Here is a 25,452-nt window from a genome sequence, read left to right on the forward strand (position 1 = left end):
GATGACGACCCGGACCGGCATCCAGCGAGGAGGTGATCGTCGACAGACCGACGACCAGGGCTTCCAAGCCGAATGACCCCGCACTCCACTGCCCCCCACCATGGGCAGGGCAGGCGTCGACTACGGTGCGGGATCCGGTCGCGCGTCGCCTGCGAGGAAAGCCCCGACGAGTTCGGTCTCGTAGTAGGTGCTCAACGACATGTCCAGTTGCGGCTCTCGGAGTGCCGGGTCGGCCCCACGCTGGCGGAGGAGGTCGAAGATCCGCGAGAGGTCTTCGACGAGCTCCGGGTTCAACGGTCTGCCGTCTCGCGCATCGGGCTGTCCGTGCGGCCTGCGAGGAAGGACATCGTGTGCTGCGCGTGCGGCGCGACCGAGCGGCGTGCATCCTTTCGAATCCACTGCGCGTACATCGGCGCCCGCATCGAGCAGCGCCACGACGACGCTGTATGCGTCGTCCGACTTCGATGCGCTGTTCACCGTTCGGAACGCTCGCTCCGACTGCGCAGTGAACGTCTGACGCATCCAGCGTGAGCGTTGCACTGCAGCCACGAGCGCATCGTGGAGCACAGGTTTGGCCCATCCACTCGGCGAATCGACGTCGACGAACCCGGGATCGGCGCCGCTCGCCAGCAAGAAGTGCGCGATGGCGAATTCGCCGGAACGGACTGCCACCTGCAGAGTGGATTGTCCGGCGTACTGCTTCGGCGTACCCGCGGCGACGGCTCCGACGACCGACGGATCCTGTGCGATCCGGTCTCGGACCTGCTGCTCGGCCCCGTTGACGATGTCCGTGAAGATTGCGCGCATGGCCCCATCCTCACCCACTCGGTGGCCGGTCTCGTGTCCGACGCTCTGTGGCGGACACGAGACCGACTCTCGACAGACCGATCAGTGACCGGGCCCACCGTAGGCGGCGTCGGCGACGAATCCGCAGGACGCGTCCCAGGTGCTCTGCTCCGACTCGGGGTAGCTGGAGTCGTAGCCGGTGGCATCCAACTTCCACTGGTGGCTCTCCTCCGGAGACAGGCCGTCGGGCATTCCGGTCGCCTGCTGACCTTCGGGATACGGGTAGGCCTGGAGCGTCATGTCGACGGCGCCCACGAACTCGTGACCGCGGTCGGCCATGCATGAGCGCATCGCATCGATCCAGCCCTGATACTGCGTCGCGAACGCCAGTGCCGTGGCACGCTCCTCGTCGGTCGGGACGTAGGCCGCCTCGGCAGCAGCGGTCGCCGCGTCGCGCTCCTCCAGGCAAGGGACCGCAGCCACCTGCCAGGCGTCCTGGTCGGCCTCGCTCAGACCTGGCGGCATCCCGTCGAAGCTGGTGTCGTCGAACCCGAACCCCGCTTCAGTCATGCAGGACGCCATCGCGGCTGTACCAACCTCGAAGAATCGCTGCCAGAGGCCCTGCAGGTAGAACTCATTGATGTGCGTGGACTCGGCGGGCGGCGTGGTCGCGGTCGGCGTCGCGCTCTCGGTCGGCGTCGCGGTCGCCTCCGCCGGCGCCTCCGCGGAGCTCGCCACGGCGTTAGCCGCCACACCGCCGAGTCCGCCGGCGACCACCAGTCCGGACGTGAGCAGTACCAGGATCTTCTTGCGAATCATCATCTCCCCCAATGTTCATGAAACGTGTTTATAGGAAGATAGCTTCCCCAAACGGATGTCGCAACCGGTTACTGAGTCGGAACACGTCTCTCGGCCACTCGTCGAGCAGTGCGGCGGTGCCTCTACCCTGGGTTCTGTGAGCATTCCTCGGAACGACAGTGGGCCGGTGCGTGGCTGGCTCGGCCCGGATTGGGAAGCGAGCGTCGATCCTCGCCGCCTCGACGAGTTGCGGTGGAGCATCGAGCAGGAGATCAGCACCCTCGGCGGCTTCCGTCGCCGGTTGAAGACTGAAGGCGAGTACTCCATACTCGGGCTGGTGCTCGGGATCCCGTTCCTGATCCCACAGGCCTTCGGACTCGTCGACGCCTTCACGGCCGCATCCGAGCCGGGCATCGGCGCGCTCGGGGAGTGGCTCTCGAGGCCGGCTGTGGCGGGGTGGGTCACCGCGGGCGTCCTGTTGATCGCCATCTCGGTGGTGTCGATTCAGGTGCGCCTCCGGCGAGAGTTCGGGATCTTCCGCAAGGACGGCTGGGTCGCCCTACAGGCACCGAGCGGCCTCGCCGAATGGGGTGGCGAGGGTTCGCCCACCATCACCTACGATCAGCGCCTGGTCGGCGGCAGGGGTGAAGCTCGCGCTCGTGATCTCCAGAAGCCGTTCATGCTCGTCTCAGGCCCGCGGATGCCGACGTGGGTGTTCGCGGGCGCCCTGCGCACGGTTCGCGCGGCCACGGTGGCGCATGCATTCGACATCCACCGACTGGCGGTGCTCAAGCAGCAGATCGGCGTCTTCCGCGCCATTCCCGCGACGGTGGTGTTTCCACAAGCGGACGGTTGCCTGTTCGGCGCCCAGGACGAGGGACCGCTCACCGTGGCCCTTCCGCGACCAGTGAAGGGCGGGCAGCGGATTCGTCTCGCCCGGGTCAAACTCACTCGCGCCGAACGGGAGAGCGTCACGATCGGCCATCCGTCCTGATCGCTGATGTACCCGAGGCCGTCCCGACCGTGGTGATCGCCGTCGCGTTCACCATGCTCGGGATCGCGATCTGTATTCGGGGTAATTTCAGTAAACCCGAATAAGGTAGCGCCATGATCTCGCCTACCGACTCCGCAGGGCTGGAACGGTCCTGGCCGGCGACGAGTTACGAACCGCGGCCATGGACGCACGACAGCGACGCGGTCGCGTCCAAGCGACGCCGCCGGTTGGCCGCGGGCCCATACCAGGCGGCAGTCCCACCCGTCATCGCGGATCTGTCTGTCGAGCTGCCCGCGGACCTCGTGGCTGCAAGCGAGGACGCCGGCCGCGAGCTGACCCGCTTCGACGCCGAGGTCGGCACACTCGCGGCTCCGTTCTCGTCGATCCTGCTGCGGACCGAGAGCGCATCGAGCTCCGAGGTGGAGCATCTCACCTCGAGCGCGAAGCAGGTGGCGCTCGCCGAGATCGGCGACTCGACGTCGGTCAACGCCAAGCTCGTCGTGCAGAACGTCGCCGCCATGGAGGCGGCCGTGGCGCTGGCGGATCGCTTGGACCCCGAGGCGATCCTCACGATGCACCGCGCACTGCTGGAGCGGTCCGATCCCGACATCGTGGGTCGGTGGCGCGACGACCAGGTGTGGATCGACGGAACCGGCTTCTCCCCGCACGGCGCCGCATTCGTCCCCCCGCACCAGGATCGTGTGCCTGAGCTCATGACGGATGTGATGACGTTCGCGAACCGTCTCGATGTGCCCGTCATGGCGCAGATCGCGATCGCTCACGCTCAGTTCGAGACGATCCACCCTTTCCCGGACGGCAACGGACGCACTGGCCGCGCGCTCGTGCAGGGCATGCTGCGGGCAGCTGACGTGACGAGGAACGTCACTGTACCCGTGTCCGCTGGCCTGCTCGGCGACACTGACCACTACTTCCGCGCGCTCACGGCGTACCGATCCGGTGACCTGCGCCCGATCATCGAGACGATGACGGAAGCCGCGTACGCGGCGGTCGCCAACGGCCGAACGCTGGAGCGCGACATCACGTCGATCGCAGAGCGGTGGGACGAAACCGTGAAGGTGCGCAGCGATTCATCCGTGCAGCGTCTGAAGCAGCTGCTCCTGCGGCAGCCGGTGATCACGACGTCGCTGGTGGCATCGACCCTGGGGCTGCACTTCTCGACAGCGGACACCTCGGTGCAGAAGCTCGTCGACGCCGGGATCCTCGTCCAGTCCAGCGCCGGCCGACGGAACCGCCACTGGCAGGCCAGCGAGGTCCTGCAGGCGCTGGACGAGTTCGGCGCACGGGCCCGTCGTCGTCGGGGAGGTTCCTGACCTCTGGTCGGCCCGGCGCCGCCGAGCACCGACCACTGGCATCATCGACCCATGAGTGAATCCCCGATCGAACGAACGACCCTGAGCACGGTGACGCTCGATGGGGCTCCGAGCTTCGCCTCCGTCGAAGTGCGACGCATCACGATCGCCCCCGACTTCCACGTCGGGCCGCACTGGCACAACGGCCCGGTCTTCGGCACCATCGAAACCGGCTCCGTGAACTTCCAAGTGGGGGCCGGACCACAGACCGTCCTGCGTGCCGGCGACACCTTCCACGAGCCGGCTGACGAGACGATCGTCTTCGACGCGACCGACGAGGGCGTCACCTTCGTCGCCTGGTTCCCCATGCCGGCCGGCGTCGAGCCTGAACTGACGATGGGCGAAGTGCCCGCCTGACGATGGGCGAAGTGCCCGCCTGACGATGGGCGAAGTGCCCGCCTGACGTCCGACCAAGCGGCATTGGGCGTGGACGTGACGGTCGGTGTCGGAGGTGTCGGACCCGCACGAATCCGGGTCTGACCGCGGACGGGCCCCGAGAGGTCCCCCGGGGCCCCGATGCCTCGCGAGGATCGGCTCGGCGCGGTGCCGACCAGTCCCGACACGGACGATCGCGGTCGACGACTCAGCGTTCGACCGGTGGCGCGAGGTCGAGCGCATCGAGTTCCAGGACTAGTTCCATGCACCGCAGGCGTGCGCGGGAGAAGTCGTAGGGCATCATCCGGACGGCCTCGGTGAGGCTCGTCGAGCCGCACGTCGAGCCTGCGCCGTCCTCGTCGTCGGGAAGGGGGTGGGACTCGTCCCACGCGTCGAAGCGGTCGTCGTCAGTCTGCGCCAGACCGGAGTCCTCGATGACCGTGCGGAGGGCCGCCTCGAAGGCATGCCGTTCGGCGGCGATCTCCGCCACCCGGGGGTCGTCGACAGCGACCGTGTCGTCGAGCGCTGCTTCGGCGGCGTCGACCCGGTCGGACTCCTCCCGCAGCTCCGGGTGGGTGGCCAGGGCGATGAACCGCGACGCCTGGACGGACGCGCCGAGCCCGCCGAAGATCCGTTCGGTCACGAGCAGGGTGTCCAGGTCGTCCTGCCGCAGAGCACCCTCGGGCAGGTCTGTGAGGCGGTCGCTCACGACGTCGGAGAGCAGCCCCAACCTGCTGCCCTGCGCACGCATGCGTTGCACGGCGGTCCGCTGCTGCTCGAGTTCCGCCTGCCGAGCGATGAGGGAGCCCTCCAGGCGGTCCAGGATGCGCGCGACATCGTCGTCGGTGTCGGCGCCGCCGTCCGCGAAGGCGTCGCGGATGTCGTCGAGGGCGATGCCGGCGTCCGCCATCCGACGGATCCACAGCAGCCGGATCATCTCGTCGTAGCCGTAGCGGCGGCGACCGTCACTCCCCCGCTCGGGCTCAGGGAGCAGACCGATCTGGTGGTAGTGACGGATCGCCCGTGGGGTGGTGCCGACGAACGCAGCGGCGCCTCCGATCGTGACCTGGCGCGGTGGGGTGAAGGACGAGAACATGTGGGGGCCTTCCTCGGTGGGCGGAATACGTCCACTGCACCACATGACGCTACGGCAGGTGCAAGTCCGCGCACGATGTGGCGTCCAGTTGCTCACGCGTTCCGTCGGACCCCGGCCAGTGAGCGGCCCGCCGCCGCCGTGATGATGGGGAGCGGTCCCCATTCGCTCGGCAGAGCGGGACCAGTACTGTTTGGCCATGGGGAATCGCATCACACTTGTCGGATTGAACCAGTGAGTCTCCGGGGCGCACCGCCAGTGGAGGTGCCGAGCGCGACCGCGAGGCCACAGATCAGACGTTCGGTACGGGTTGCGCGCCTCGCCGCCGTCGTCTGCGCCGTCGCGCTCGCGCTCACGGCCTGCGCACGTCCCATCGACACGGACGATTCCGACAGCATCGCGCTCGTCGAAGCGTTCTTCGCACACCTCGAGGCGGGTGAAGCGACCGAGGCTGCTGCGTTGACCAGCATCGACTTCCCCGAGGAGTTCATCGACGACGACTTCTACCGCGCGTCCGACGCGCTCCCGTCTGACGCGCGCATCGTCAAGACGACGGGCTATGACGCAGGCGGGTTCACCGCCACCGTCGACTACACGCTCGAGGGCGCCGAGGGAGCCGGACGGCTCGAACTGAGGGTCGTGCCTGAAGAGGGAGAACTCAGGATCGCCAGCTGGCGAGGGGACGGCCCGATCACGATCAGCCGAATGGAGTCGGTCGGTACCGTGACCGTCAACGATCAATTGGAGTACGTGCTCGCTGAGGACGGAAACGAGTTGCAGCTGCTCCCCGGCGCCTATGCCGTGGCCTTCGAGGATCCGACCGGCTTGGTGAAGCTGATCGGGAAAGAGGATGCGTTCACCGCGTACGTCCCGGATCTGGTCGATGCCGATGGACAGGCCACGGGAGACGGCTTCAGCTTCTCGCCGGCGTTCATGTCAGACGTGGAACCCGGACTGGCCGCGGCGATCGAGGGGCTGCAGGCGGCATGCGGGGCCGAGCACTTCGTCGGACCGTCCTGTCCGGAAGAGCTGACGAGTGTGCTGCCAGGACCGCTCGGTGATGCGGTGACGGCTGAATGGTTCCGCGAGCCGGGTCCGGAGATCGTGTTGATCGACGGCGAGTATCACGCCACGTCGGCGTTCCGGATCCGCTTCTCCGACGACGCCCTGCCCATCCTGACCGTCTCCTACACGGGGGTGTTGACCCGTGACGCTGCTGGCACCATCGCCTTCACCCGCTGAGGTGCTGGGCCGCTGTAGCCGGTCCACGGTGGGCTCGTCCTGCGGGCTGTCGGACCCGGCGCGGCTCCACTGGGCACACGTCCTGTCAGCACACCGGATGATCCGGTGTCCCCGATTGCGAGGAACCCCATGATCACGAGCATCGAGATACTCGGCACTGAGGAGCTGCTGCTGCAGCGGAACCCGCGAGCGGCAGCCGTGCACCAGGCGATCGTGGCTCGCGGCCGCGAAGCCGTGATCGCGCTGAACGAACGATTCGACGACCCGTCGGACGACGCGGCCATGAAGCGACTCGACACCGAGCTCGAGACGATCGTCGAGCGGAGCGTCAGTGAGTACGTCCGTCAGGCCAGTGGGCTGTTCAGCACCGAGGACGTCGACCTGTGGACCGCGAAGATCACCCGGGTGCCCGGCACCTACGTCGGACGGGCAGCGGCCGTCGGCGTGCCCGGAGCCCTGCTGCTGATGGAGTCCGTGGAGGAGGCGGAGTCGGAGGAGAACAGCACCTTCGTCTCACTCGACGACACCCTTGCCAACATCGCGGGGTATTGCCAGTGCGGCTACGCCACGACCCGCATCGTGCCCAAGCAACTGTGCCGCCTCTGCTCCGGCGCCGTGCTCATCGCGTGGAGGACCGAGGAGGACCAGGTCATCGCGACAGCCCCCAAGGTCCGTTCCGAGCTGCACGCGGTGTTCGAGGAGTTGCTCGACGAGCTCGCCACCATCCACCTCGCGACGGGCGATGCCTCGGCCGAGACCCCTGCGCGCCGTCGAGCGGGCAATGCCGGGATCACCCGGGTGAACGAGACCTATGCCGAGGAGATCGCGCTGCTCGACCTCACGCGATGGCGGGAACTCAGCGATCTGAACCAGCTCAGCCAGATCACGGCGGTGACTGCCCACGCGAAGCACTGGTCGCAGTGGGGTCTCGGATCGGCGCGGTTGGCGATGTTGGCGATGCAGAGCGATCCGGAGATCCAGGCACGGATGCGCCGGATCGCCGGCAGCCAGCCCGCTCCGAAGCCCTCGCTGTTCGAGCGGCTCTTCTCCCGACGATGATGTCGGCGACGGCGACGATCAGACCGCGCGCGGCCGACGTCGGCACCGGCCGCCGACGCCGACGCAGGTCGGCCACCCAGGAAAGGGTCTGACGTGTTCGTCCAGCCGACCCTTCACGAACCCCGGCCGAGATCGCCACGCACCCGCCGCAGTAGGGCCGGCCGGATCGTCGTGCTCGTCCTCCTCATCGCCATGGCCTGCATCGCAGCGCTGATCCTGTACTCCTGTTCGACGATGAGGATCGCCGCCTGGCGGGTGACACCGGCCCTCCAGGAGGTCGTCGGCGATCACGGCACCGTCTCGGCGTACGCGAAGGAGTTCACCTACAGCTCCGGCTCGAGCTGCACCCTGTCGGTGGACCTCGACGAGGACATCACGGTCGATGAGACGGCGACGGTCCTGCAGTCACTCGCACCCACCGACCGCTTCGCACCTTGCGACATCAGCACCGTCCAAACGGCCGCCCGTTCGACCGTGTTCGCCGAGAACTGGAACACCATCTCCGACGACGGCTGGGTGTCGGTCGCCGAACACCTGGCCAGGCCGGGGCCGATCACGCTGTACTTCGCCACCGACGCCCCAGCCCATCTGGACGCTTCCGAGCGGGGACGGTACACCGACTTCGTCGACCTGCTCCGTCAGCACACGACCGGCGACCGCCTCGAGGACACCGTCGGTCCCGTCCGGTGGACCCTGACCTGGGACAGCGGCACCGGCGCCTACAAGGGCGTACGCATCACCACTGACGAGACACCGCCCGCCGCGCTCGCCGAGTTCCTCGAAGCGCTCACCATCCCGTTCCAGGGATCATCGGGCCTGGACAGCATCATCTACACCGTCGCCGACGGCGAAACCACGCTCCACGCCAACCTCAGCAAGCCGGATGACCAGGTCACCGCCGCCATCCAAGCGGCGTTCGCAGCCTCCGGACTCCCCGGCGAACTCACGATCAACCCGCCAGCAGCCTGAGCCGTCCGAGCCGAACGCGCCGCCGCTGGCCTCGGTCCAGGTGGACGGACCGACCCGGCGGGCTATGCGCTTCGGTCAGTCGCCCGAAGCCAGTCCGTGATGGTGTCAGCGACGTGGTCGAGGTCGGATTCGAGGAGGAAGTGTCCGCCGTCGACGAGTTCGATGCGAGCATCGGGGGCGTCGCGGGTGAACGCTGTGGCGCCGGCGGCGGCGAAGATCTCGTCGTTACGCCCCCAGATCGCGAGGACCGGTACCTGTGAGGTGCGGAGCCATTCGTGCACCGCGGGGTAGAGGTCCCGGTTGGTGGTGTAGTCGCGGAAGAGCGCCAGCTGCACGTCGTCCTGACCCGGACGGGCGAGGAGCGCGAGGTCGTGCTCCCAGGCATCGGGGTCGACGGTCGTCGTGTCCGGCACGCCGTGGGTGTACTGCCATTCGACGGCTTCCCGGCCGAGGGCTGGACGGAGCGCGTCGCGCGTCTCGGTGGTCCGTTCGGCGGCGTCGGCCCAGATCGGGTCCCAGAAGCTCGGCACGAAGCCTTCTTCGTAGGCGTTGCCGTTCTGGGAGATGACTCCGACGACGGCAGTGGGGTCGTTGAGGGCCAGTCGCCAGCCGACCGGGGCGCCGTAGTCCTGGACGTAGATCGTGTACTGCGTCACTCCGATGGTCGAGAGGAACCGGCCGGTGACCCCGGCGAGGGCCGCGAAGGTGTACTCGAACTCGTCGGCCGAGGGGGCGGAGGAGCGACCGAAGCCGATGTGGTCCGGAGCGATGACGCGGTACTGGCCGGCAAGGGCCGGGATGAGGTGCCGGAACATGTGGGAGCTGCTCGGGTACCCGTGGAGGAGCAGGAGCACGGGAGCGTCTGCCGGGCCGGCCTCGCGGTAGAAGACGTCGAGCCCGTCGATCGAGACGGTGCGGTGGTGGACGGTGACCATTGCTAACCCCTTTAGATTGTTTTACTGGTTAGCCAGACGGTAGCATGGATCCAGGGCGCTGGCCGGCGCACGAGAACGGAGAACGATGCTTCGCGACGAGGAGCTGCTGCTGGGCCTGTTGAACAGTGCGCCGGTCGTCGAGGGCACCCCGACCGACCGTCTAGAGGGGGCGACCGGACGGGACCTGGCGCGCAGCTGGGGCGGCACGGGATCCGTGGACGAGGTGGCGCGCCTCCGACGTGCGAGACAGGCGCTGCAGACCATGGTCCGTGGAGATGACGGAGGAGCGATCAGAGACCTCGCGGGCATCCTCGACGATGCCGTGCGCATGCCGCGCATCACCCCGGACGGCGTGGTCTGGGAGCTTCAGGTCCCTGACGACGATCGCCTGGTGGCGGGGGTCGTGCTGGCGTGGTCGAGCGTGATCACGGAGTTCCCCGGGCGCCTCCGCGCCTGCGCGAACCACGAGTGCACGCAGTTCCTCGTCGACCACAGTCGACCTGGCACCGCGAAGTGGTGTTCGATGGCGGTCTGCGGCAACCGGATGAAGGCGCGCACACATGCGCGCCGCGCTCAGAGCTGAGCGGCCCGGCACACGCTCGGATCAGGACGAACGTCGTATTACGGCATCAGTTCGCGGCGGCAACATGAATCCCTCTCAAGCTGACGACCGGCGCACCAGGCTCGTTCCAGCGGAAGAGCACCAGATGCCAGAGCCCCGGTAGCTTGCGCGAGGGATCGATCAATCCGTTCGCGCCGCCGGCAAGGAGGCGGTCGCGGACCCTCCACGACGTCGGCGTGCCTCCGGCGGCGGCGAGGTCCTGCCACGGGGCTGTCGCGTCGGCGAGGTCGATGCCTGCCGACTCCAGCGCTCCCACGTCGCGCAGGTCGACGATGCCGGACGCCTCGACATCGACCTCCACGATCTCGCGCGCCGCCGCCCGAGCATCCTGGTGTGCGATCATCGCGGCCTCGACGCCATCGATGGACGAGCTCAGGTAGAGCGTCGGCTCGTTCGCCCGCGAGTAGCGCCCGGCGGCACGCGATCCGGCGATCGCGAACTCGCGGAAGCTCGGGTCGACGGCGCGATAGAACGTGCCCCTCAGCGGTGGCGCGAAGGTCAGGTCGATACCGGTCACAACGCAAGCTTCTCACCGCGGAATGTCGCGCGCGACCCGGTGCCGATCCAGAACCGACGATGGGCAAGGTGCCAAACTCAGGCGCAGGCAGTGTTCGCGATCTCGTGCGGAAGTCATGATTGGGGTGAGCAGTAGGGTGAGAAGATGACGAGCACCGGCATCGACGGCGTGGACGACACCGTGAGCATCGACGTCCCGAAGTTCGGCGGGTAGCCGTGACGCGTATCAGGAGCTGGACGTGACTCGTCCGCCCCGCCCCGACTTTCGTCGTGGGCCGTTTCCCTGGCTGACCGACGAACGGCAGGCGGGTCCGCACTTCTGGCCGGTGGTCAGCCCCTGGGGGCTAGGCTCCCTCGGCCTCCTCATGCTCGGCGCCGCCGCGCTCTTTGTCGTCATCGGAGTTACGAGTGGCGATCAGGAGAGGCTCACGGCGGGGATCTTCATCGCGATCCTCCCTGGCGGCGCCGGCGCGGTGGCGCTCGTCATGGCGATCATCCGCTGGCGTTGGTTCCGTGGAGCGCGTCGCTCGCGACCCACCCCACCACGAGAAAGCAGCATTCCCGACCATCCCGCTTTCGATGGTGAGAGAAACCAGCATCGACGGGCTTCACGCTAGAACGTAGGCCCTGGGTCGGTGCGGGGAACGGACATGAGGATCGAGCCGACCTACTGACCGTCCCACAACAGCGTGTGACGTTGGCGTTATCCACGATAAACCGCTGAGCGCCCTCCAGTAACGATGGCGGTCTCAACCGGTCGCCGTGCACCATGAGGTCGGCCGCGTATCAGATGTCGACAATGTCCACTCACCGGCGAGAACCGTGTGTCGTCCGATGCCCTTGCCGACGTGAACACCGACTTCTGCGTTGGCCAATACGGTAGGACGCCCAATCCGGAGTGGCTGAACATCGACGCAAGAGCGAACCCGAACTGCACCGAAGTGATCGCCTTCCGGATCGATCAGCGTCATGGCGTGGCAGCGACGGGTAGGCTCGACGACCGAGAGGAGCCAGCCATGACGATCTCCATCGAACTGCAACGCAGCAAATGGTTCGGCCCGGTATCGAGCGCGACGGCTGCGGATCGCGCAGCAGCACTGCGTGCCGCGCGGACGCCGGACGAGTACCTTCTCGCAGCACTCGACTCCTTCAGGGTCGGCGATCTCGATCCGAAGAGCATCCTCATCGATCTTCTCAATACGGTGCGTCACCAGCCATTCACGGACTTCGCTGTCCGAGTGTTCGCGTCGGTTGCGACGCACGACGACCTGGCCGACCTCGAGACGATGGCATTCCTGACGAATGCGGCTCCGTCCACGGTCGTTACCTTCGCGCACAGCAGCACGTCGATGATGTCCATCGAGGCTGTGGCGCTGATGTTGGGTTTGCTCGAGGACTGGAACGAAGACCCGGAGATCTCCGAGGCCCTGCTCCAGGCCATCGCCAGCCTGGTGCCGTTCCAGGCGGAACTCGGCGATTCTCCGTCCCCCGACGAACTCGCCGAGCACGTCGGCCGCGCCATCCAGTCGACTGATCGGACAGCATACGTCCTCTACGGTCAGCCCGCTCACCCCTCGCTGTTGGCACGGAGACTCGTCGAACAGGCATCGATCGCTGCGGCTTCCGGGGAACAGCTAGGGATCATCGTTCCGGGGAGTCTCCTGTCGATCTGGTCCGGTGTCGACTGTCCCGTCGACTACGACACGCAGATGAACGGCGACCGGCTCGACGCCGTGCACGCCTACGTCGACGCACTCAGTCGCCAGGACTGGGTCCGCGGGGCGAAGTATTTCTACGGCCACCGACTCTGACTCGGAGCGACCGTGCAGTGCTCGGAATCTCACTCGATGTGCTCCTCACGACCCCTGGGAGGCTCCCATGAACGGATCCCGCGACAACGAACAGCTTGTAACGGTGGCTGAGCGGTACTTCGCTCAACTCGATCCCGACGCAGAACTGCGCAGTATCCCGCTCGAGGACGGTGCAGGAGTCTGCGTCGTGCATACCACGCGCGGGGGCGGGACGATTTACGTCGCTCCCGACGAGAGTGCACTTTTCGTCGGCTCCGCCATGGATTTCGATGCCGGCCTCGCCGCGTTCCTCGCCGGCACTCGTACCCCGCCGGAGAAGTTCGTCCGCCCGTCGTCCTGAATCCCGTCCCCTCGGAGCTGTTCTCATCCAGCTCCAGTCGCGGTGCTGCACCCGTTTCCCCGAACGACCGCAGCACTGCACTTCCGAGCGGAAGTGGATACGTCGCTCGGGCCCCACGGCTACTCCGGTCCCCTCCGAATAGCCGTGGGGCTTCTCCGTTCCAATCCCTTTGCACAGTCACGGTGACGCCAGAGTGCGTACCGACGTCGGGTAGTCGACACCACCTGCAAACTCGAGTCCGCATGAGCCCGGTTTCGTGGCCTCAGCCCACGTACACAGACGCCAAGCAGCCCAAAGCTTCCCCTGCACACTGGGATCTGCCGATCTCGTACGGTGAACCGCTGGATAGACGAACTCGAGTGACTTCACCTACCAAGGTTGAAAGCAGGCCGCGGCGGATCGGGTTCCGCCACGGCCGGACCAGAGGGCAATTCGGGTTTGCTCTCACCGGGGCGCCCCGTCTCTTGTGCTGAAGAGACGCGCCGAGGCAGAAATGCCAAATAATCTGTCGCGCTTCACACGAAACGACAAGAAGTTTGGCCACGCGTCACTTTGCGTGGCGCGTTCACACCTACATCCCCGGCGCCATGTCGGCGAAGCGCGAGAAGTGCCCGTGGAAGCCCACGGTGATCGTGCGGGTCGGGCCGTTACGGTGCTTGGCGATGATGAGGTCGGCCTCGCCGGCTCGCGGGCTGTCCTTCTCGTAGGCGGACTCACGGTGCAGGAGCACCACCATGTCGGCGTCCTGCTCGATCGAGCCCGACTCACGGAGGTCGGACAGCGCCGGCATCTTGTCGGCACGCTGCTCAGCACCACGGTTCAGCTGTGACAGGGCGATGACGGGCACCTGGAGCTCCTTCGCCATGAGCTTCAGCGCACGGGAGAACTCCGAGACCTCCTGCTGACGGCTCTCGACACGCTTACCGGACGTCAGCAGCTGCAGGTAGTCGATGACGACCATCTTCAGGCCCACGCGCTGCTTGAGTCGACGGCACTTCGCGCGGATCTCGACGAGCGTCATGTTCGGGCTGTCGTCGATGTAGAGCGGAGCGTCGTTGATGCGGCCACGCACCTGCGCGATCTTTGTCCAGTCCTGCGAGTCGACGGTTCCCTTACGCATGAGCTGCAGCGGCACGGATGCCTCAGCACTCATGAGACGCATCGCGATCTCGCTGCGCCCCATCTCGAGCGAGAAGAAGATCGACGGCTGGTTGTAGTGGACCGAGGCGGCACGGGCGAAGTCCAGCGCGAGCGTGGACTTACCGATAGCGGGTCGGGCGGCGACGATGATGAGCTGACCTGGGTGCAGACCGTTCGTCAGTTCGTCGAGCTCGCGGAAGCCCGTCGGGACGCCGGTCATGGAACCGTCGGTGTGCTTGGCGGCCTCGATCTCGTCGATCGCAGCGCTCACCGCATCGGTCAGCGGGACGTAGTCCTCGACCTCCTGGTTGCCGGAGACGGCGTAGATCTCGGCCTGCGCGGAGTTGACGAGTTCGACGGCCTCACCCTCAGCCGCATAACCCATCTGCACGATGCGGGTGCCAGCCTCGACCAGACGACGCAGCAGTGCGCGCTCCGCGACGATGCGGGCGTAGTAGCCGGCGTTCGCCGCGGTCGGCACGAGGCTCGTGAGCGTGTGGAGGTAGTCAGCTCCACCGGCGCGGGACAGCTCGCCCGTCTTGACGAGCTCGTCGGTGACGGTGATGACGTCGGTCGGCTCACCGTGCGAGTACAGCGTCAGGAGCGCGTCGTAGATGACCTCGTGCTTGGGGATGTAGAAGTCCACGCCACGGAGCGTCTCGACCACGTCGGCGACCGCGTCCTTCGACAGCAGCATGCCGCCGAGTGCGCTCTGCTCCGCGAGGAGGTCGTGCGGAGGGACCCGCTCATTGCCGCGCGGCTCGTCGTACGAGCCGCCGCCTTCGGAGCGGTTGAGGTGAGCGATCGACAAGTGGACATCCCTTCTCGATGTGGACTCGGGTGGTGCTGGTGGTGACGACTCAGGTGTAGCAGGAACATGCGACACGCACGGGCCCTGCGGGGCACTCGAGGGCTACGGACGAGGGCTGCTCAGCCTGCTCGCCCGGCTGTTCCGAGACGCCGATGACTCACGATAGGGCCACTCGTCTCCACAACCAACTCTGCCTGTGGATAACTCTGTGGAGAGATCGGGGGAAACGCCGCGTGTCGTGTGCACAAGCTGTGGGGAAACCTGTGGAGAGAGAAGTTTTTCTGCCACCCAATACGCCTCTGACCAGGAGATTCTGATTCCACAGGCTGTGTGTGGAAAGTTCTTTCGATCCTGTGTCGAACGTTGGGGAGAACGGGGGTCACCTGTGTACAACTTGCTTGACGCAGAGGGCGAAACAGGTGTAGCACACAGGTGTCGGAGCGACGCGTCGCCCCTGTTCTGGGCACAGAAAAACGCGATGGCGGCAGACCTCTCGGTCCACCGCCATCGCGCTCATCACGACGTGCATGAGGCGCCGGACCCGAGGGCCCGACACCGCACGGCGGGTACTACTTGGCCGCGACCACCTGAAGGGTGATCGTGGCGACGATCTCGTCGCGGAGGCTGATGGTGGCCTCGTGCTCGCCGACGTACTTGATCGGGGTGTGGATCTCGATCTTGCGCTTGTCGACCTCGCCCAGCCCGGCTTCCGCCACGGCATTCGCGATGTCGGCCGGCTTCACGGAACCGAACAGACGGCCTTCGCCACCCGTCTTGACCGTGAGCTTGACCTTGGTGGCCTGGAGGCGAGCCTTCAGGTCCTGGGCCTCTTCGATCGTGGCGTGCTCGCGCGCAGCGCGGGCCGACTTGATCTGCTCGACCTGCTTCTCGCCACCGCGGGTCCACGGGGTCGCGAAACCCTGGGGCACGAGGAAGTTGCGAGCGTAGCCGTTCTTGACGTCGATGACGTCACCAGCGGAGCCGAGGCCGGAGACCTCGTGCGTCAGAATAACTTTCGACATGTGCGGCGCCTCCTAGCGGCCAGAGCCGGCGTAGGGCAGGAGCGCCATCTCGCGTGCGTTCTTGACCGCACGTGCGATGAGTCGCTGCTCCTGGACGTTGACACCGGTGATACGACGAGCACGGATCTTTCCCCGCTCGGAGATGAACTTGCGAAGCGTGGCGACATCCTTGTAATCGATGACACCAACGCGGATCGCCTTCGCGGGAGCGACGTTCTTGCCGCCCTTAGCACCGCGGGCAGGCTTGCGGCGGTCGCCGCTCGACTTTCCAGCCATGGTTGTTCCTTTGCGTGTGAATGGAGTGATCGGCTAGCCGGCAGAACCGGACCGATCGAATCTGTTTAGAAGGGGGTCTCGTCGCTGTAGCTGCCCGGAGTGTTCCAGGCATCTGCACCGCCGGTGCCGCCGGAAGCTGCGGGTGCGCTCTGAGCCCAGGGCTCGTTCTGCTGCACCTGCGGAGCTCCGCCGCCGCGCTGCTGACCACCGCCGCCGCCACCCGAGGGTGCACGGCTGATGGTCGCGGTCGCGTACCGGAGCGAAGGGCCGATCTCGTCGACTTCGAGTTCCATCGAAGTCCGCTTCTCGCCTTCCTTCGTCTCGTAGGAACGCTGCTTGAGACGCCCGGTCGCGATGACGCGGCTTCCCTTGGTGAGCGATCCGGCCACGTGCTCGGCGAATTCACGCCAGACGCTCGCGCGCAGGAACAGCGCTTCGCCATCCTTCCATTCGTTCGTCGCGCGATCGAAGTTGCGCGGCGTGGAAGCGATGGTGAAGTTGGCGACAGCCAGGCCGTTCTGCGTGAAACGCAGTTCCGGATCGCTGGTCAGGTTGCCCACCACGGTGATGACGGTCTCGCCGGCCATGAGCCCTAGGCTTCCTTGGTCTCAGCCGCAGCCGGAGCCGCGTCTGCCTTGGGAGCCGCGGCGACAGCAGCAGCGGGCTTGGCGGCAGCCTTGCGGGCGGCCTTCTCTTCGCTGCGCTTCGTCTCGGTGGCGACCTGAGCGATGGCCTCTTCGGCACGCAGCACCTTGGTGCGCATGACGGCCTCGGAGAGCTTCAGCTGACGGTCGAGCTCCTGCGTGGCAGTGCTCGTCGCAGTGAAGTCCACGACGGCGTAGATGCCTTCGGTCTTCTTGTTGATCTCGTAAGCGAGACGACGACGGCCCCAGATGTCGACCTTGTCGATGGTTCCACCATCGTTGCGGATGACGTTGAGGAACTTGTCGAGGCTCGGTGCAACCGTGCGCTCGTCAATCTCGGGGTCGAGGATGACCATGAGTTCGTACTGATGCGTCACTAACCCACCTCCTTCGGACTCGAACGGCCACAGACTTTCTGTGGCAGGAGGGTGTAAGCATCGTTGCGATCGGGCGAGAACAGAGCGGACGCACCCGGGCAACCTTCACAGCGTACCGGACGGGAGCCCGTACCGCCACCGCAGGCCTGTCGCGGAGCCGCCACGCGTGGGATGCTGGACCCGATGAGCAGCCCAACCAGCCGACAGCGCGCCGACCGACTGATCGGTCTCGACCTCGCGCGCTTCCTCGCCCTCATCGGCATGATGGCCACGCACGTCTGGGCCTTCGACGTCGCGACCGGTGGACACACGCCGATCACGGAGGTGTTGTCGGGCAAGGCCGCGGCCCTGTTCGCGGTGCTGGCCGGGATCGGGATCGTCCTCACCAGCCGCCGCGACCTCGCCGCCGGCTCTCCCGCCGCGGCGCGACTCAACCTCTTCGGACGCGGCTTCGCCCTGCTCGTCCTCGGCCTCACCCTCGGCGTGCTGCCCGGCGGCATCTACGTGATCATCGCCTACTACGGCGTGACCTTCTGGCTCGCGATCCCTGCTGTCACATGGCGTCCGCGCACGCTGCTGATCGTCGCGGGCGTCTGGGCGGTGGTCTGGCCGATCTGCTCGCAGGCGCTCCGGGTGCCGCTCAGTGGCGTCGACTCCCCCGAGATCGGCAGTGCGTCCTGGTTCGACGTCTCGGGCGGCGGGTTCGCCCGAGGGCTGCTGCTCACCGGGGTGTACCCGGCGCTCACGTGGATCGTCTACGTCCTCGTCGGGATGGCGGTCGGCCGGCTGCTCATGGATGCGCGGGCGGACGGGACCCTGCGACGGTTCGCACTCCGGCTCGCGGCGATCGGACTCGCCGTCGCCGTCGCCGCGGATCGCCTCGCCGCCCTGCTCCTCGGTCCCGTCGGCGGTGTCCAGGGCATCGCGCGCGCCTGGACCGGCGGCCTCGAGCCCGATCCGACGACGATCACCGCCGTCGAGGACGCCCTCGCCGAAGGGATGTACGGCACGAGCCCCACGGAATCCTTCTGGTGGCTCGTCGCCCGCGCCCCGCACTCGGGCACCACGCTCGACCTCGTCTTCACGATCGGGATCGCGGCGGTCGTCATCGGCCTGTGTCTGGCGCTCGGTAGCGTCCTGAACCGCGGCTGGTCGCTCGCGCTCCTGCCTGCGACCGGCGCCGGGGCCGCCCCGCTCACCGTCTATTCGGCGCACGTCTTCATGGCGTCGGTGGGCGCCCTGATCGCCGCGATCGCCGGGACGTATGCGGACACGGCGTGGTTGATCTCGAGCCCCCAGCTCTGGCTCGTCCACGTCGCCGGCGCGCTCCTCCTCGGCTGGATCATCGCCCTCACCAAGCGTCGCGGACCGCTCGAGGCCCTGGTCCACGCGGCCGGCCGGGCACTCACCGTCGCCGCGAACCGCCGTGACCGGACGCCCGCGACGATGGCGCCTGCGCCCGAACCGCACGGAACACCCCACGTACGATGACCGCTCCGACGACACGAACCTCGACGCTGGACACGCGACCACTCACGGAACGGATCGACCGACGCGCACTCCGCGAGTACCGCACCGGTCTCCCGGGCGAGGTCCGTCCACCACTCATGGCGGCGATCTGGCCCGCCGTCGTGCTGGCGGTGCTGCCGGTCCTCTTCCTCTCCGCCTGGTGGTTCGTACTCGAAGACGGCTCGATGCCGGATGAGCCATGGGACTGGTCGGCCCTGATCCTCCTGCCCTACCTCGCGCTGCCCGTCGGCATGCTCGTCCTGCTGGTGCGGACGGTCCGACGACGCAGCGGCGTCCGCCAGTACCGGCTGGACCGGTTCGCGCGGGCGAACGGCCTGAGCTACCGGCCGTTCGCCATACCGGTGGCGTTGCCCGGCCTCATCTTCACGATGGGTGGGACGAGCGTGGTCAGGGACCTGCTGTGGCGGGACGGCAGGTCGCCGCTGTCCGTCGGGAACCTGCGCACGACCATCGGTTCGGGACGGAACCGCAAGGAGCATCGGTGGGGCTACGTGGCACTCCGGCTACCGGTAGCGCTCCCCCACATCGTCCTGGACGCCGTCGGCAACAACTCGCTCCTGCACCCCCGCCTGCCCGTCACCTACGCCAAGGACCAGCGGCTCTCACTCGAAGGCGACTTCGACCGCCACTTCGAGCTGTACTGCCCGCGCGGGTACGAGACCGACGCCCTCTACCTCTTCACGCCCGACATCATGGCGCGGTTCATCGACACCGTCGCCGAACTCGATGTCGAGATCGTCGACGACCACCTCTTCCTATACTCACCCAAGGACCTCTCGACCCTCGACCCCGAGGTGTGGACGTGGCTGATGTCGGTCGTCGACATCCTGACCGAGCGCATCACGCAGTGGGAGCGTTGGCGGGATCGCCGACTGGAACCGCTCGACGCGGCGACGATGCGGGGTTCGTTCCCGCTGATCCGTCCGCCCCGAGGCGTGGCCGGGCAGGGTAGACGCCTGTCCCGGCGGACGGGCTGGTGGTGGTTGATCGGGCTCGCCCTCGCCGTCTACGGGTGGTACCTCATCATCGGCGACGCGGTCCGGGCGATCACCGGCGGCTGAGCCCGTCCCAGCCCGCGAACTGTCACTTCGGAACAGTGCGGGCCGCGCACACCCGCATCAACTGACAGTTCGCGGGCTACTTGGCGTCGGCGTAGGAGGTGACGACGGCGGTGGTGACCGGGAACTCGACCGGCGCGGTGCCGAAGATCAGGCGACCGGCCTCAGCAGCCGCCTCGCGCACGAGGGCGACGACCCGCTCGGTCTGGTGCTCGGGGCAGTGGACGACGATCTCGTCGTGGAGGAAGAAGACGAGGTGGGCCGACTCGGTGAGCGCGGCCGCCGGACCGACCGTCTCTGCGGCGAGCGCCTGCAGCCGTGTCCGGAGGCCGGCCATCCAACACAGCGCCCATTCGGCGGCTGTGCCCTGCACGACGAAGTTGCGGGTGAAGCGACCCCAGCTGCGCGCCTCCATGCGGGCGCGTTGGGTCGCGGCGGCGTTCGCGCCCTCCATCGATGCGGCCGACTGGATCTCCCGCCAGGTCTCGCCAGGCAGCGGTGAGGTACGACCAAGCCGGGTGCTGACCCGTTCCCCGCGCTCCCCAGCACGGGCGGCCGTCTCGACGAACTCGATCGCCCGCGGGAACGCCCTCGTGAGCCGGGGCAGGAGGCGCCCGCTCTCCCCCGTCGTCGCGCCGTACATGGCACCGAGCATCGCGATCTTCGCATGCGGTCTGGTGTCGACCGCGCCGACGTCGACCATGCCCTGGTAGAGGTCGACGCCGCGTCCGGCATCGGCCATCGCGCGGTCGCCGGACATCGCCGTGAGGATCCGTGGCTCGAGCTGCGCGGCGTCGGCGACGACGAAACGCCAGCCCTCGTCCGCGAGGACGGCACCGCGGACCTGGTGCGGCAGCTGGAGGGCACCGCCGCCGTCGGACGCCCAGCGGCCGGTGACGACCCCTCCGGGCACGTAGGTGGGGCGGAAGCGTCCGTCCTTCACCCAGGTCTCGACCCACGTCCAACCGTTCGCGGTGAGGAGGCGGGACAGCTTCTTGTACCGGAGCAGCGGCTCGATGACGGGGTGCTCGATCTCCTGCAGCTCCCACTGGCGAGTGGACGTCGCGTTGATGCCGGCACGCTGCAGGGCCTTGAGGAGTTCGCCAGGCGACTCGGGGCTGAGCTCCTGCACCCCGAGGGCGGCCTTGACCTCCTCGAGGACCGCGGCCAGCTTCGCCGGACGGACACCGGGCGGCACCTTGGGGCCGAGGGCCTCGGCGAGGATGCGGTCGTGGGCCTCGGCGTCCCACGGAAGACCGGCGAAGGTCATCTCCGTGGCGATGAGGGCACCGGCGGACTCGGCGGCGAGGAGGAGTCCGAGCTGCGAGCGTCCCTGCGGTGTCGCGCCGTCGACGGCGTCACGCTGGAGCGTGAACTCGGCGACGGGATCGCGCTCGCCACCCGGGAGGTCGAGGTCGAAGAGGGTCCCGACGGCCTCCGCACGCTGGGCGACGCGCGGATCGAGGACCTCGTCCCACGGGCCGGCCGGAGCCGTCGCGAGGGCGGAGTCGGCGGTGAAGGAGGCGTTGCGGAGGAGGTTGTGGGAGAGCCGGAGGTCGACGCAGCGGGCCACCCGGACACCCGCGGCGAGGAGCGCCGGGTACCAGAGCGTGGTGTCGTCCCAGACCCAGCGCGGCGGGTTCGGCTCGGCTTCGAGACGCCGGACGAAAGCCGCGAGGTCGGCGCGCGGGATGGTGGTCTCGGAGACCGGAGGTGGCTCGCCGGACGGAGTGGGGCGGTCCTCGAGGTGCACGACGCGCACGCGGGCGCCGTCGAGCTGCTGGAGGACGATGTGCACCACCCCAGTCTGCCGTCACCCGCCGACCTCGCCCGACGCGCGCACTCGCTGGAGACACGAGACCCGGACGGAATCGGGGATTCCGTCCGGGTCTCGTGCAGGCAGCGCAGGGGCGTTCAGCGCCTCCGGCCGCGGGCCAGGTTCACCCGCGTCATGACCAGGTACGCCGCGAGAAGCAGCTCGGCGAAACAGAGCGCCGAACCGAGGTACTCGGCGACGCCGAAGCCCGCTCGGACGCCGATGATGATCGTCAGGAACGCGACGATCGATCCGGCCGTGAGACCCTGGCGGATCTGGAGCGGCCGTGGACCGTGCGTGGTGATCGGCGATTCGGGGTTCGACATACAGATATATTAGAGCGCTCTCGTGTTGGCCGTCCCGACAGCCTCGGCGCACGATATCGGGGGTCCCTGAGCCTGTCGAAGGGTGAGGCGCCACCGTGCTTGCACTTCGACAAGCTCAGACCGGGAGAGGGCTCGGCGACCGGGAGAGGGCTCGGCGACCGCGAGAGGGCTCGGCGACCGCGAGAGGGCTCGGCGACCGGGGCAGGCCTCGGAGGCGGGACATCCCCCCTATGGGGGTGGGCGAAGCGGTGCCAGACTGCGAGCATGCTGATCTCGACGATGAACGATGTCCCCGGCCGCCAGGTCACCGAAGTGCTGGGCGAGGTGACCGGCCTCACGGTCCGTGCACGCAACGCGGGCGTGCAACTCGGCGCCAACTTCAAGGCGCTGCTGGGCGGTGAGCTCTCCGGGCTCACGAAGCAGCTCGCTGAGAGCCGCGAGGAGGCGAAGCAGCGACTCATCGAGGCGGCCACCGCGCTCGGTGCCGACGCGGTGCTCGCGATGCGGTTCGACGCGGCCGAGGTCGGCCAGAACTACCAGGAGGTCGTCGCCTACGGCACCGCCGTCAAGCTCGGCTGAGGTCGGGGCCTGAACCGACGCGGTCCCTGAGCTCCATCCCGGTCCGTGAGCTTGTCGAAGGGCGCACTTCGACAAGCTCAGTGACCGGGGGGGGTGAGGCTCAGGGACCGAAGGAGGGTCAGGCGCGGAGGCGCTTGAGCTCCTCGCGACGGACGGCCTGCTCGGCCGGGTCTGGCACGGGGAGCGACGCGAGGAGACGACGCGTGTAGACGTCGCTCGGCGCACCGAGCACCGCTGAGCCAGGCCCCTCCTCGACGATGTCGCCGCGATACAGCACGACGATGCGGTCGGCGAGGATGTCCACCACCGCGAGGTCGTGGCTGATGAACAGCGACGCGAACCCGAACTCACGCTGCAGCTCGGCGAAGAGCTCCAGCACGCGAGCCTGCACCGACACGTCGAGTGCCGAGGTCGGTTCGTCGGCGACCAGCAGTGCCGGTTCGAGCGCCAACGCCCGCGCGAGCGAAGCGCGCTGCCGCTGCCCACCGGAGAGCTCGTGCGGGAACCGGTCGCCGAACGCCTTCGGCAGCTGCACCGCTTCGAGGAGTTCGTCCACCCGGCGTCGGGCAGCTCGGGCGTCGCCGAAGCGGCCGTGCACGATGAGCGGCTCCGCCACGCACTCCGCGATCGTGAGCAGCGGGTTGAAGCTCGTCGCCGGGTCCTGGAACACGAACCCGATCTCGCGGCGCTTCGGGGCGAACTCGCGCTCCTTCACCCGGTTCATCTCCACACCGAGCACCGACAGCGAGCCGCCGGTCACCTTGGTGAGCCCGGCGATCGCGCGGCCGATCGTGGTCTTGCCCGACCCCGACTCCCCCACCAGGCCGAGGACCTCGCCCGCGTGGATCGTGAAGTCGACGCCCTTGACCGCCCGGAACCCGGCACGGCCGAAACGACCCGGGTACTCGATCTCGAGTCCCTTCGCGACGACCACCGGCTCACCGAGCTGCAGCTGCTTCCCGCGTTCGACCTCGGCCGGCGCGGAGCTCTTGCCGCGGCCGACGTGCGGCACCGACGATAGGAGCTTCTTGGTGTACTCGGCCTTCGGTGAGGAGAACAGCTCCTGGACGTGAGCCTCCTCGACGATGTCGCCCTGGTACATGACCACGACGCGGTCGGCGAGGTCGGCGACGACGCCCATGTTGTGGGTGATGAGGACGATGGCCGTCCCGAACTCGTCGCGGCACCGACGCAGGAGATCGAGGATCTCCGCCTGCACCGTGACGTCGAGCGCGGTCGTCGGCTCGTCGGCCACGATCAGTCCGGGGTCGAGCACGAGCGCCATCGCGATGACGATGCGCTGCTTCTGTCCGCCGGAGAACTGGTGCGGGAAGTAGTCGACCCGCTCCTCCGGCTCCGGGATGCCGACGCGACGCAGGATGTCGATGGCCTTGGCCCGCGCCTCGGCCTTCGTGTACGACCCGTGCGCGCGGAGACCTTCGGCGATCTGCCACCCCACCTTGTAGACGGGGTTGAGGGCCGTCGACGGTTCCTGGAACACCATCGCCGCGTCGCTGCCGCGGATGGACCGCAGCTGCTCCGCCGACGCCGTGACGACGTCCTGCTCGGTCGAACCGTCGCGCGAGCGCAGGACGACCGCGCCGGAGGCCGTGGCCGTCTCCGGGAGCAGACCGAGGATGGTCTTGGCCGTGACCGTCTTGCCCGAGCCGGACTCACCGACGATCGCGACGATCTCGCGCGGTGCGACCGACAGCGATATGTCGTTGATCGCCTTCACCGCGCCGGCGTCGGTCGAGAACGAGACCCCGAGGTCGCGGATGCTGACGATGTCCTTGGTGCCGAGGTCGCGTGGACCGGTGGTCGGCGTCGACTCGCTCATGAGCGCTCGTCCTCTCGTCGGTTCTCCTGATCGCTGTCCGCCGCGGCGTCGCTCACGGCTCCCAGCGACTCGGCGTCCATCATCCCGGCGCCACCGGGGCTGTCGGGCGTGCCGCCGGTGGTCGTGATGCTCGACGTCGCAGCGACCGATCCGCTCGACGCACCGACACGACGACGGCTGCGCAGACGCGGGTCGGACAGGTCGTTGAGGCTCTCACCGACGAGCGTGATGCCGAGCACGACGAGCACGATCGCGAGGCCGGGGAACAGCGCGGTCCACCAGATCCCGCTCGTGACGTCGGAGACGGACCGGTTGAGGTCGTAGCCCCACTCGGCGGCCGCAGTCGGCTCGATGCCGAACCCGAGGAAGCCGAGCCCCGCGAGCGTGAGGATGGCCTCGGAGGCGTTGAGGGTGATGATGAGCGGCAGGGTCCGCGTCGCGTTCCGCAGCACGTGACGGAACATGATGCGGGAGCTCGACGCACCGATGACCTTCGCCGACTCGACGAACGCCTCGCTCTTGATGCGCACGACCTCGGAGCGGATCACCCGGAAGTACTGCGGGATGAAGACCACGGTGATCGAGATCGCGGCGGCGAGGATGCCGCCCCAGAGGCTCGACTGCCCGCGGCTGATGACGATCGACATGACGATCGCGAGCAGCAGCGACGGGAAGGCGTAGACCGCGTCGCACACGACGACGAGCACGCGGTCGAGCCAGCCACCGAAGTACCCGGCGACGAGCCCGAGCAGGACGCCGATGAAGATCGACAGGATGATCGCGGAGACGATGACGAAGAGCGCGGTCTGGGCGCCCCAGAGCACCCGGGACAGGACGTCGTACCCGCCGACGGTCGTGCCGAGGAGGTTCGTCGCGTTCGGCGCCTGCTGCGTGCCGAACGAACCGTCGTCGCCGCGCAGCTGGTTGAACCGGTAGGGCGCGACGAGCGGCGCGAGGATCGCGATGAGCACGAACACGCCCGTGACGACGAGACCGATGACGAGCATCGCCCGCTGCAGCCCGACCGACTGGCGGAACTGCTTCACGACGGGCAGGCGGTCGCGCAGCGGACGCTTCGCTGGCGCGGTCTGCACGGCGGTGGTGGCTGTCGGAGCACTCATGC

The 25,452-nt window shown here is 67.9% G+C and carries 26 protein-coding genes; 12 read left to right on the forward strand and 14 right to left on the reverse strand.

Annotated features, from left to right (window positions below; translation table 11 throughout):
* Positions 1-120: 120 nt before the first annotated feature.
* Positions 121-807, reverse strand: a complete 687-nt coding sequence (locus tag ITJ66_RS00350) for an ankyrin repeat domain-containing protein (protein ID WP_137243004.1) — start codon at positions 805-807, stop codon at positions 121-123.
* Positions 808-888: 81 nt separating this feature from the next.
* Positions 889-1,608, reverse strand: a complete 720-nt coding sequence (locus ITJ66_RS00355) for a hypothetical protein (protein WP_194642784.1) — start codon at positions 1,606-1,608, stop codon at positions 889-891.
* A 133-nt stretch (positions 1,609-1,741) separates the two neighbouring features.
* Here ITJ66_RS00355 and ITJ66_RS00360 point away from each other — a divergent pair, with 133 nt between their 5' ends.
* From ITJ66_RS00360 to ITJ66_RS00370, 3 genes are all read left to right on the forward strand, one after another.
* Positions 1,742-2,578, forward strand: a complete 837-nt coding sequence (locus ITJ66_RS00360; RefSeq protein ID WP_194642786.1) for a hypothetical protein — start codon at positions 1,742-1,744, stop codon at positions 2,576-2,578.
* Positions 2,579-2,691: 113 nt separating this feature from the next.
* Positions 2,692-3,909 carry a Fic family protein gene (locus ITJ66_RS00365; RefSeq protein ID WP_194642788.1) on the forward strand — a complete coding sequence of 406 codons (1,218 nt, stop codon included), beginning with the start codon at positions 2,692-2,694 and terminating at the stop codon, positions 3,907-3,909.
* A 51-nt stretch (positions 3,910-3,960) separates the two neighbouring features.
* Positions 3,961-4,305, forward strand: coding sequence for a cupin domain-containing protein (locus tag ITJ66_RS00370; protein WP_194642790.1), 345 nt, complete (start codon positions 3,961-3,963; stop codon positions 4,303-4,305).
* Positions 4,306-4,531: 226 nt separating this feature from the next.
* Here the strand turns inward: ITJ66_RS00370 and ITJ66_RS00375 are convergent, their stop codons facing one another.
* Positions 4,532-5,419, reverse strand: coding sequence for a MerR family transcriptional regulator (locus tag ITJ66_RS00375; RefSeq protein ID WP_137242997.1), 888 nt, complete (start codon positions 5,417-5,419; stop codon positions 4,532-4,534).
* On the opposite strand from ITJ66_RS00375, the gene ITJ66_RS00380 reads away from it, so the two are divergent.
* From ITJ66_RS00380 to ITJ66_RS00390, 3 genes are all read left to right on the forward strand, one after another.
* Positions 5,420-6,658, forward strand: coding sequence for a hypothetical protein (locus ITJ66_RS00380; protein ID WP_194642792.1), 1,239 nt, complete (start codon positions 5,420-5,422; stop codon positions 6,656-6,658).
* Between the two features lie 129 nt (positions 6,659-6,787).
* The gene (locus ITJ66_RS00385; RefSeq protein WP_194642794.1) at positions 6,788-7,717 is read left to right on the forward strand and encodes a hypothetical protein; all 930 of its coding nucleotides are present in this window, start codon (positions 6,788-6,790) and stop codon (positions 7,715-7,717) included.
* A gap of 93 nt (positions 7,718-7,810) precedes the next feature.
* Entirely contained in the window at positions 7,811-8,686 is an 876-nt protein-coding gene (locus tag ITJ66_RS00390) for a hypothetical protein (RefSeq protein ID WP_194642796.1), read from the forward strand.
* Between the two features lie 62 nt (positions 8,687-8,748).
* On the opposite strand, the gene ITJ66_RS00395 is transcribed toward ITJ66_RS00390, so the two are convergent.
* On the reverse strand, positions 8,749-9,621 hold the full coding sequence (locus tag ITJ66_RS00395; RefSeq protein ID WP_194642798.1) for an alpha/beta fold hydrolase: 873 nt from the start codon (positions 9,619-9,621) through the stop codon (positions 8,749-8,751).
* Positions 9,622-9,706: 85 nt separating this feature from the next.
* Here ITJ66_RS00395 and ITJ66_RS00400 point away from each other — a divergent pair, with 85 nt between their 5' ends.
* Positions 9,707-10,204, forward strand: coding sequence for a CGNR zinc finger domain-containing protein (locus ITJ66_RS00400; RefSeq protein WP_137242992.1), 498 nt, complete (start codon positions 9,707-9,709; stop codon positions 10,202-10,204).
* A gap of 46 nt (positions 10,205-10,250) precedes the next feature.
* On the opposite strand, the gene ITJ66_RS00405 is transcribed toward ITJ66_RS00400, so the two are convergent.
* On the reverse strand, positions 10,251-10,760 hold the full coding sequence (locus ITJ66_RS00405; protein WP_370582524.1) for an RES family NAD+ phosphorylase: 510 nt from the start codon (positions 10,758-10,760) through the stop codon (positions 10,251-10,253).
* An 847-nt stretch (positions 10,761-11,607) separates the two neighbouring features.
* Here ITJ66_RS00405 and imm47 point away from each other — a divergent pair.
* The gene (imm47, locus tag ITJ66_RS00410) at positions 11,608-12,570 is read left to right on the forward strand and encodes an Imm47 family immunity protein (RefSeq protein ID WP_194642800.1); all 963 of its coding nucleotides are present in this window, start codon (positions 11,608-11,610) and stop codon (positions 12,568-12,570) included.
* 67 nt (positions 12,571-12,637) lie between these two features.
* The gene (locus ITJ66_RS00415; protein ID WP_194642802.1) at positions 12,638-12,910 is read left to right on the forward strand and encodes a hypothetical protein; all 273 of its coding nucleotides are present in this window, start codon (positions 12,638-12,640) and stop codon (positions 12,908-12,910) included.
* Between the two features lie 571 nt (positions 12,911-13,481).
* Here ITJ66_RS00415 and dnaB read toward each other — a convergent pair.
* From dnaB to rpsF, 5 genes are all read right to left on the reverse strand, one after another.
* Positions 13,482-14,855: a replicative DNA helicase gene (gene dnaB, locus ITJ66_RS00420; protein ID WP_369808454.1), complete on the reverse strand. Its 1,374-nt coding sequence runs from the start codon at positions 14,853-14,855 to the stop codon at positions 13,482-13,484.
* A gap of 575 nt (positions 14,856-15,430) precedes the next feature.
* Positions 15,431-15,883: a 50S ribosomal protein L9 gene (rplI, locus tag ITJ66_RS00425; RefSeq protein ID WP_194642804.1), complete on the reverse strand. Its 453-nt coding sequence runs from the start codon at positions 15,881-15,883 to the stop codon at positions 15,431-15,433.
* 12 nt (positions 15,884-15,895) lie between these two features.
* Entirely contained in the window at positions 15,896-16,159 is a 264-nt protein-coding gene (gene rpsR, locus ITJ66_RS00430) for a 30S ribosomal protein S18 (RefSeq protein WP_056010351.1), read from the reverse strand.
* Positions 16,160-16,224: 65 nt separating this feature from the next.
* The gene (locus ITJ66_RS00435) at positions 16,225-16,746 is read right to left on the reverse strand and encodes a single-stranded DNA-binding protein (RefSeq protein ID WP_194642806.1); all 522 of its coding nucleotides are present in this window, start codon (positions 16,744-16,746) and stop codon (positions 16,225-16,227) included.
* 5 nt (positions 16,747-16,751) lie between these two features.
* Positions 16,752-17,159 (reverse strand): 30S ribosomal protein S6, encoded by a 408-nt coding sequence (gene rpsF, locus ITJ66_RS00440; RefSeq protein WP_217485263.1) that lies wholly within the window; start codon positions 17,157-17,159, stop codon positions 16,752-16,754.
* Between the two features lie 204 nt (positions 17,160-17,363).
* Here rpsF and ITJ66_RS00445 point away from each other — a divergent pair, with 204 nt between their 5' ends.
* Positions 17,364-18,671: a heparan-alpha-glucosaminide N-acetyltransferase domain-containing protein gene (locus ITJ66_RS00445; protein WP_194642808.1), complete on the forward strand. Its 1,308-nt coding sequence runs from the start codon at positions 17,364-17,366 to the stop codon at positions 18,669-18,671.
* Positions 18,668-19,771 carry a hypothetical protein gene (locus ITJ66_RS00450; RefSeq protein ID WP_194642810.1) on the forward strand — a complete coding sequence of 368 codons (1,104 nt, stop codon included), beginning with the start codon at positions 18,668-18,670 and terminating at the stop codon, positions 19,769-19,771. Before ITJ66_RS00445 ends, ITJ66_RS00450 begins: the two co-directional genes overlap by 4 nt.
* Positions 19,772-19,847: 76 nt before the next feature.
* On the opposite strand, the gene ITJ66_RS00455 is transcribed toward ITJ66_RS00450, so the two are convergent.
* Positions 19,848-21,566 carry a bifunctional 3'-5' exonuclease/DNA polymerase gene (locus ITJ66_RS00455; protein ID WP_194642812.1) on the reverse strand — a complete coding sequence of 573 codons (1,719 nt, stop codon included), beginning with the start codon at positions 21,564-21,566 and terminating at the stop codon, positions 19,848-19,850.
* Positions 21,567-21,682: 116 nt separating this feature from the next.
* Entirely contained in the window at positions 21,683-21,910 is a 228-nt protein-coding gene (locus ITJ66_RS00460; RefSeq protein WP_194642814.1) for a hypothetical protein, read from the reverse strand.
* Between the two features lie 264 nt (positions 21,911-22,174).
* On the opposite strand from ITJ66_RS00460, the gene ITJ66_RS00465 reads away from it, so the two are divergent.
* On the forward strand, positions 22,175-22,489 hold the full coding sequence (locus ITJ66_RS00465) for a YbjQ family protein (protein ID WP_064294105.1): 315 nt from the start codon (positions 22,175-22,177) through the stop codon (positions 22,487-22,489).
* 118 nt (positions 22,490-22,607) lie between these two features.
* Here the strand turns inward: ITJ66_RS00465 and ITJ66_RS00470 are convergent, their stop codons facing one another.
* On the reverse strand, positions 22,608-24,329 hold the full coding sequence (locus ITJ66_RS00470; protein ID WP_194642816.1) for an ABC transporter ATP-binding protein: 1,722 nt from the start codon (positions 24,327-24,329) through the stop codon (positions 22,608-22,610).
* Positions 24,326-25,450 carry an ABC transporter permease gene (locus tag ITJ66_RS00475; protein ID WP_194642818.1) on the reverse strand — a complete coding sequence of 375 codons (1,125 nt, stop codon included), beginning with the start codon at positions 25,448-25,450 and terminating at the stop codon, positions 24,326-24,328. Before ITJ66_RS00475 ends, ITJ66_RS00470 begins: the two co-directional genes overlap by 4 nt.
* Positions 25,451-25,452 lie beyond the last annotated feature (2 nt).

The organism is Plantibacter sp. VKM Ac-2885 (genome assembly GCF_015351205.1).
Lineage (GTDB): Bacteria > Actinomycetota > Actinomycetes > Actinomycetales > Microbacteriaceae > Plantibacter > Plantibacter auratus.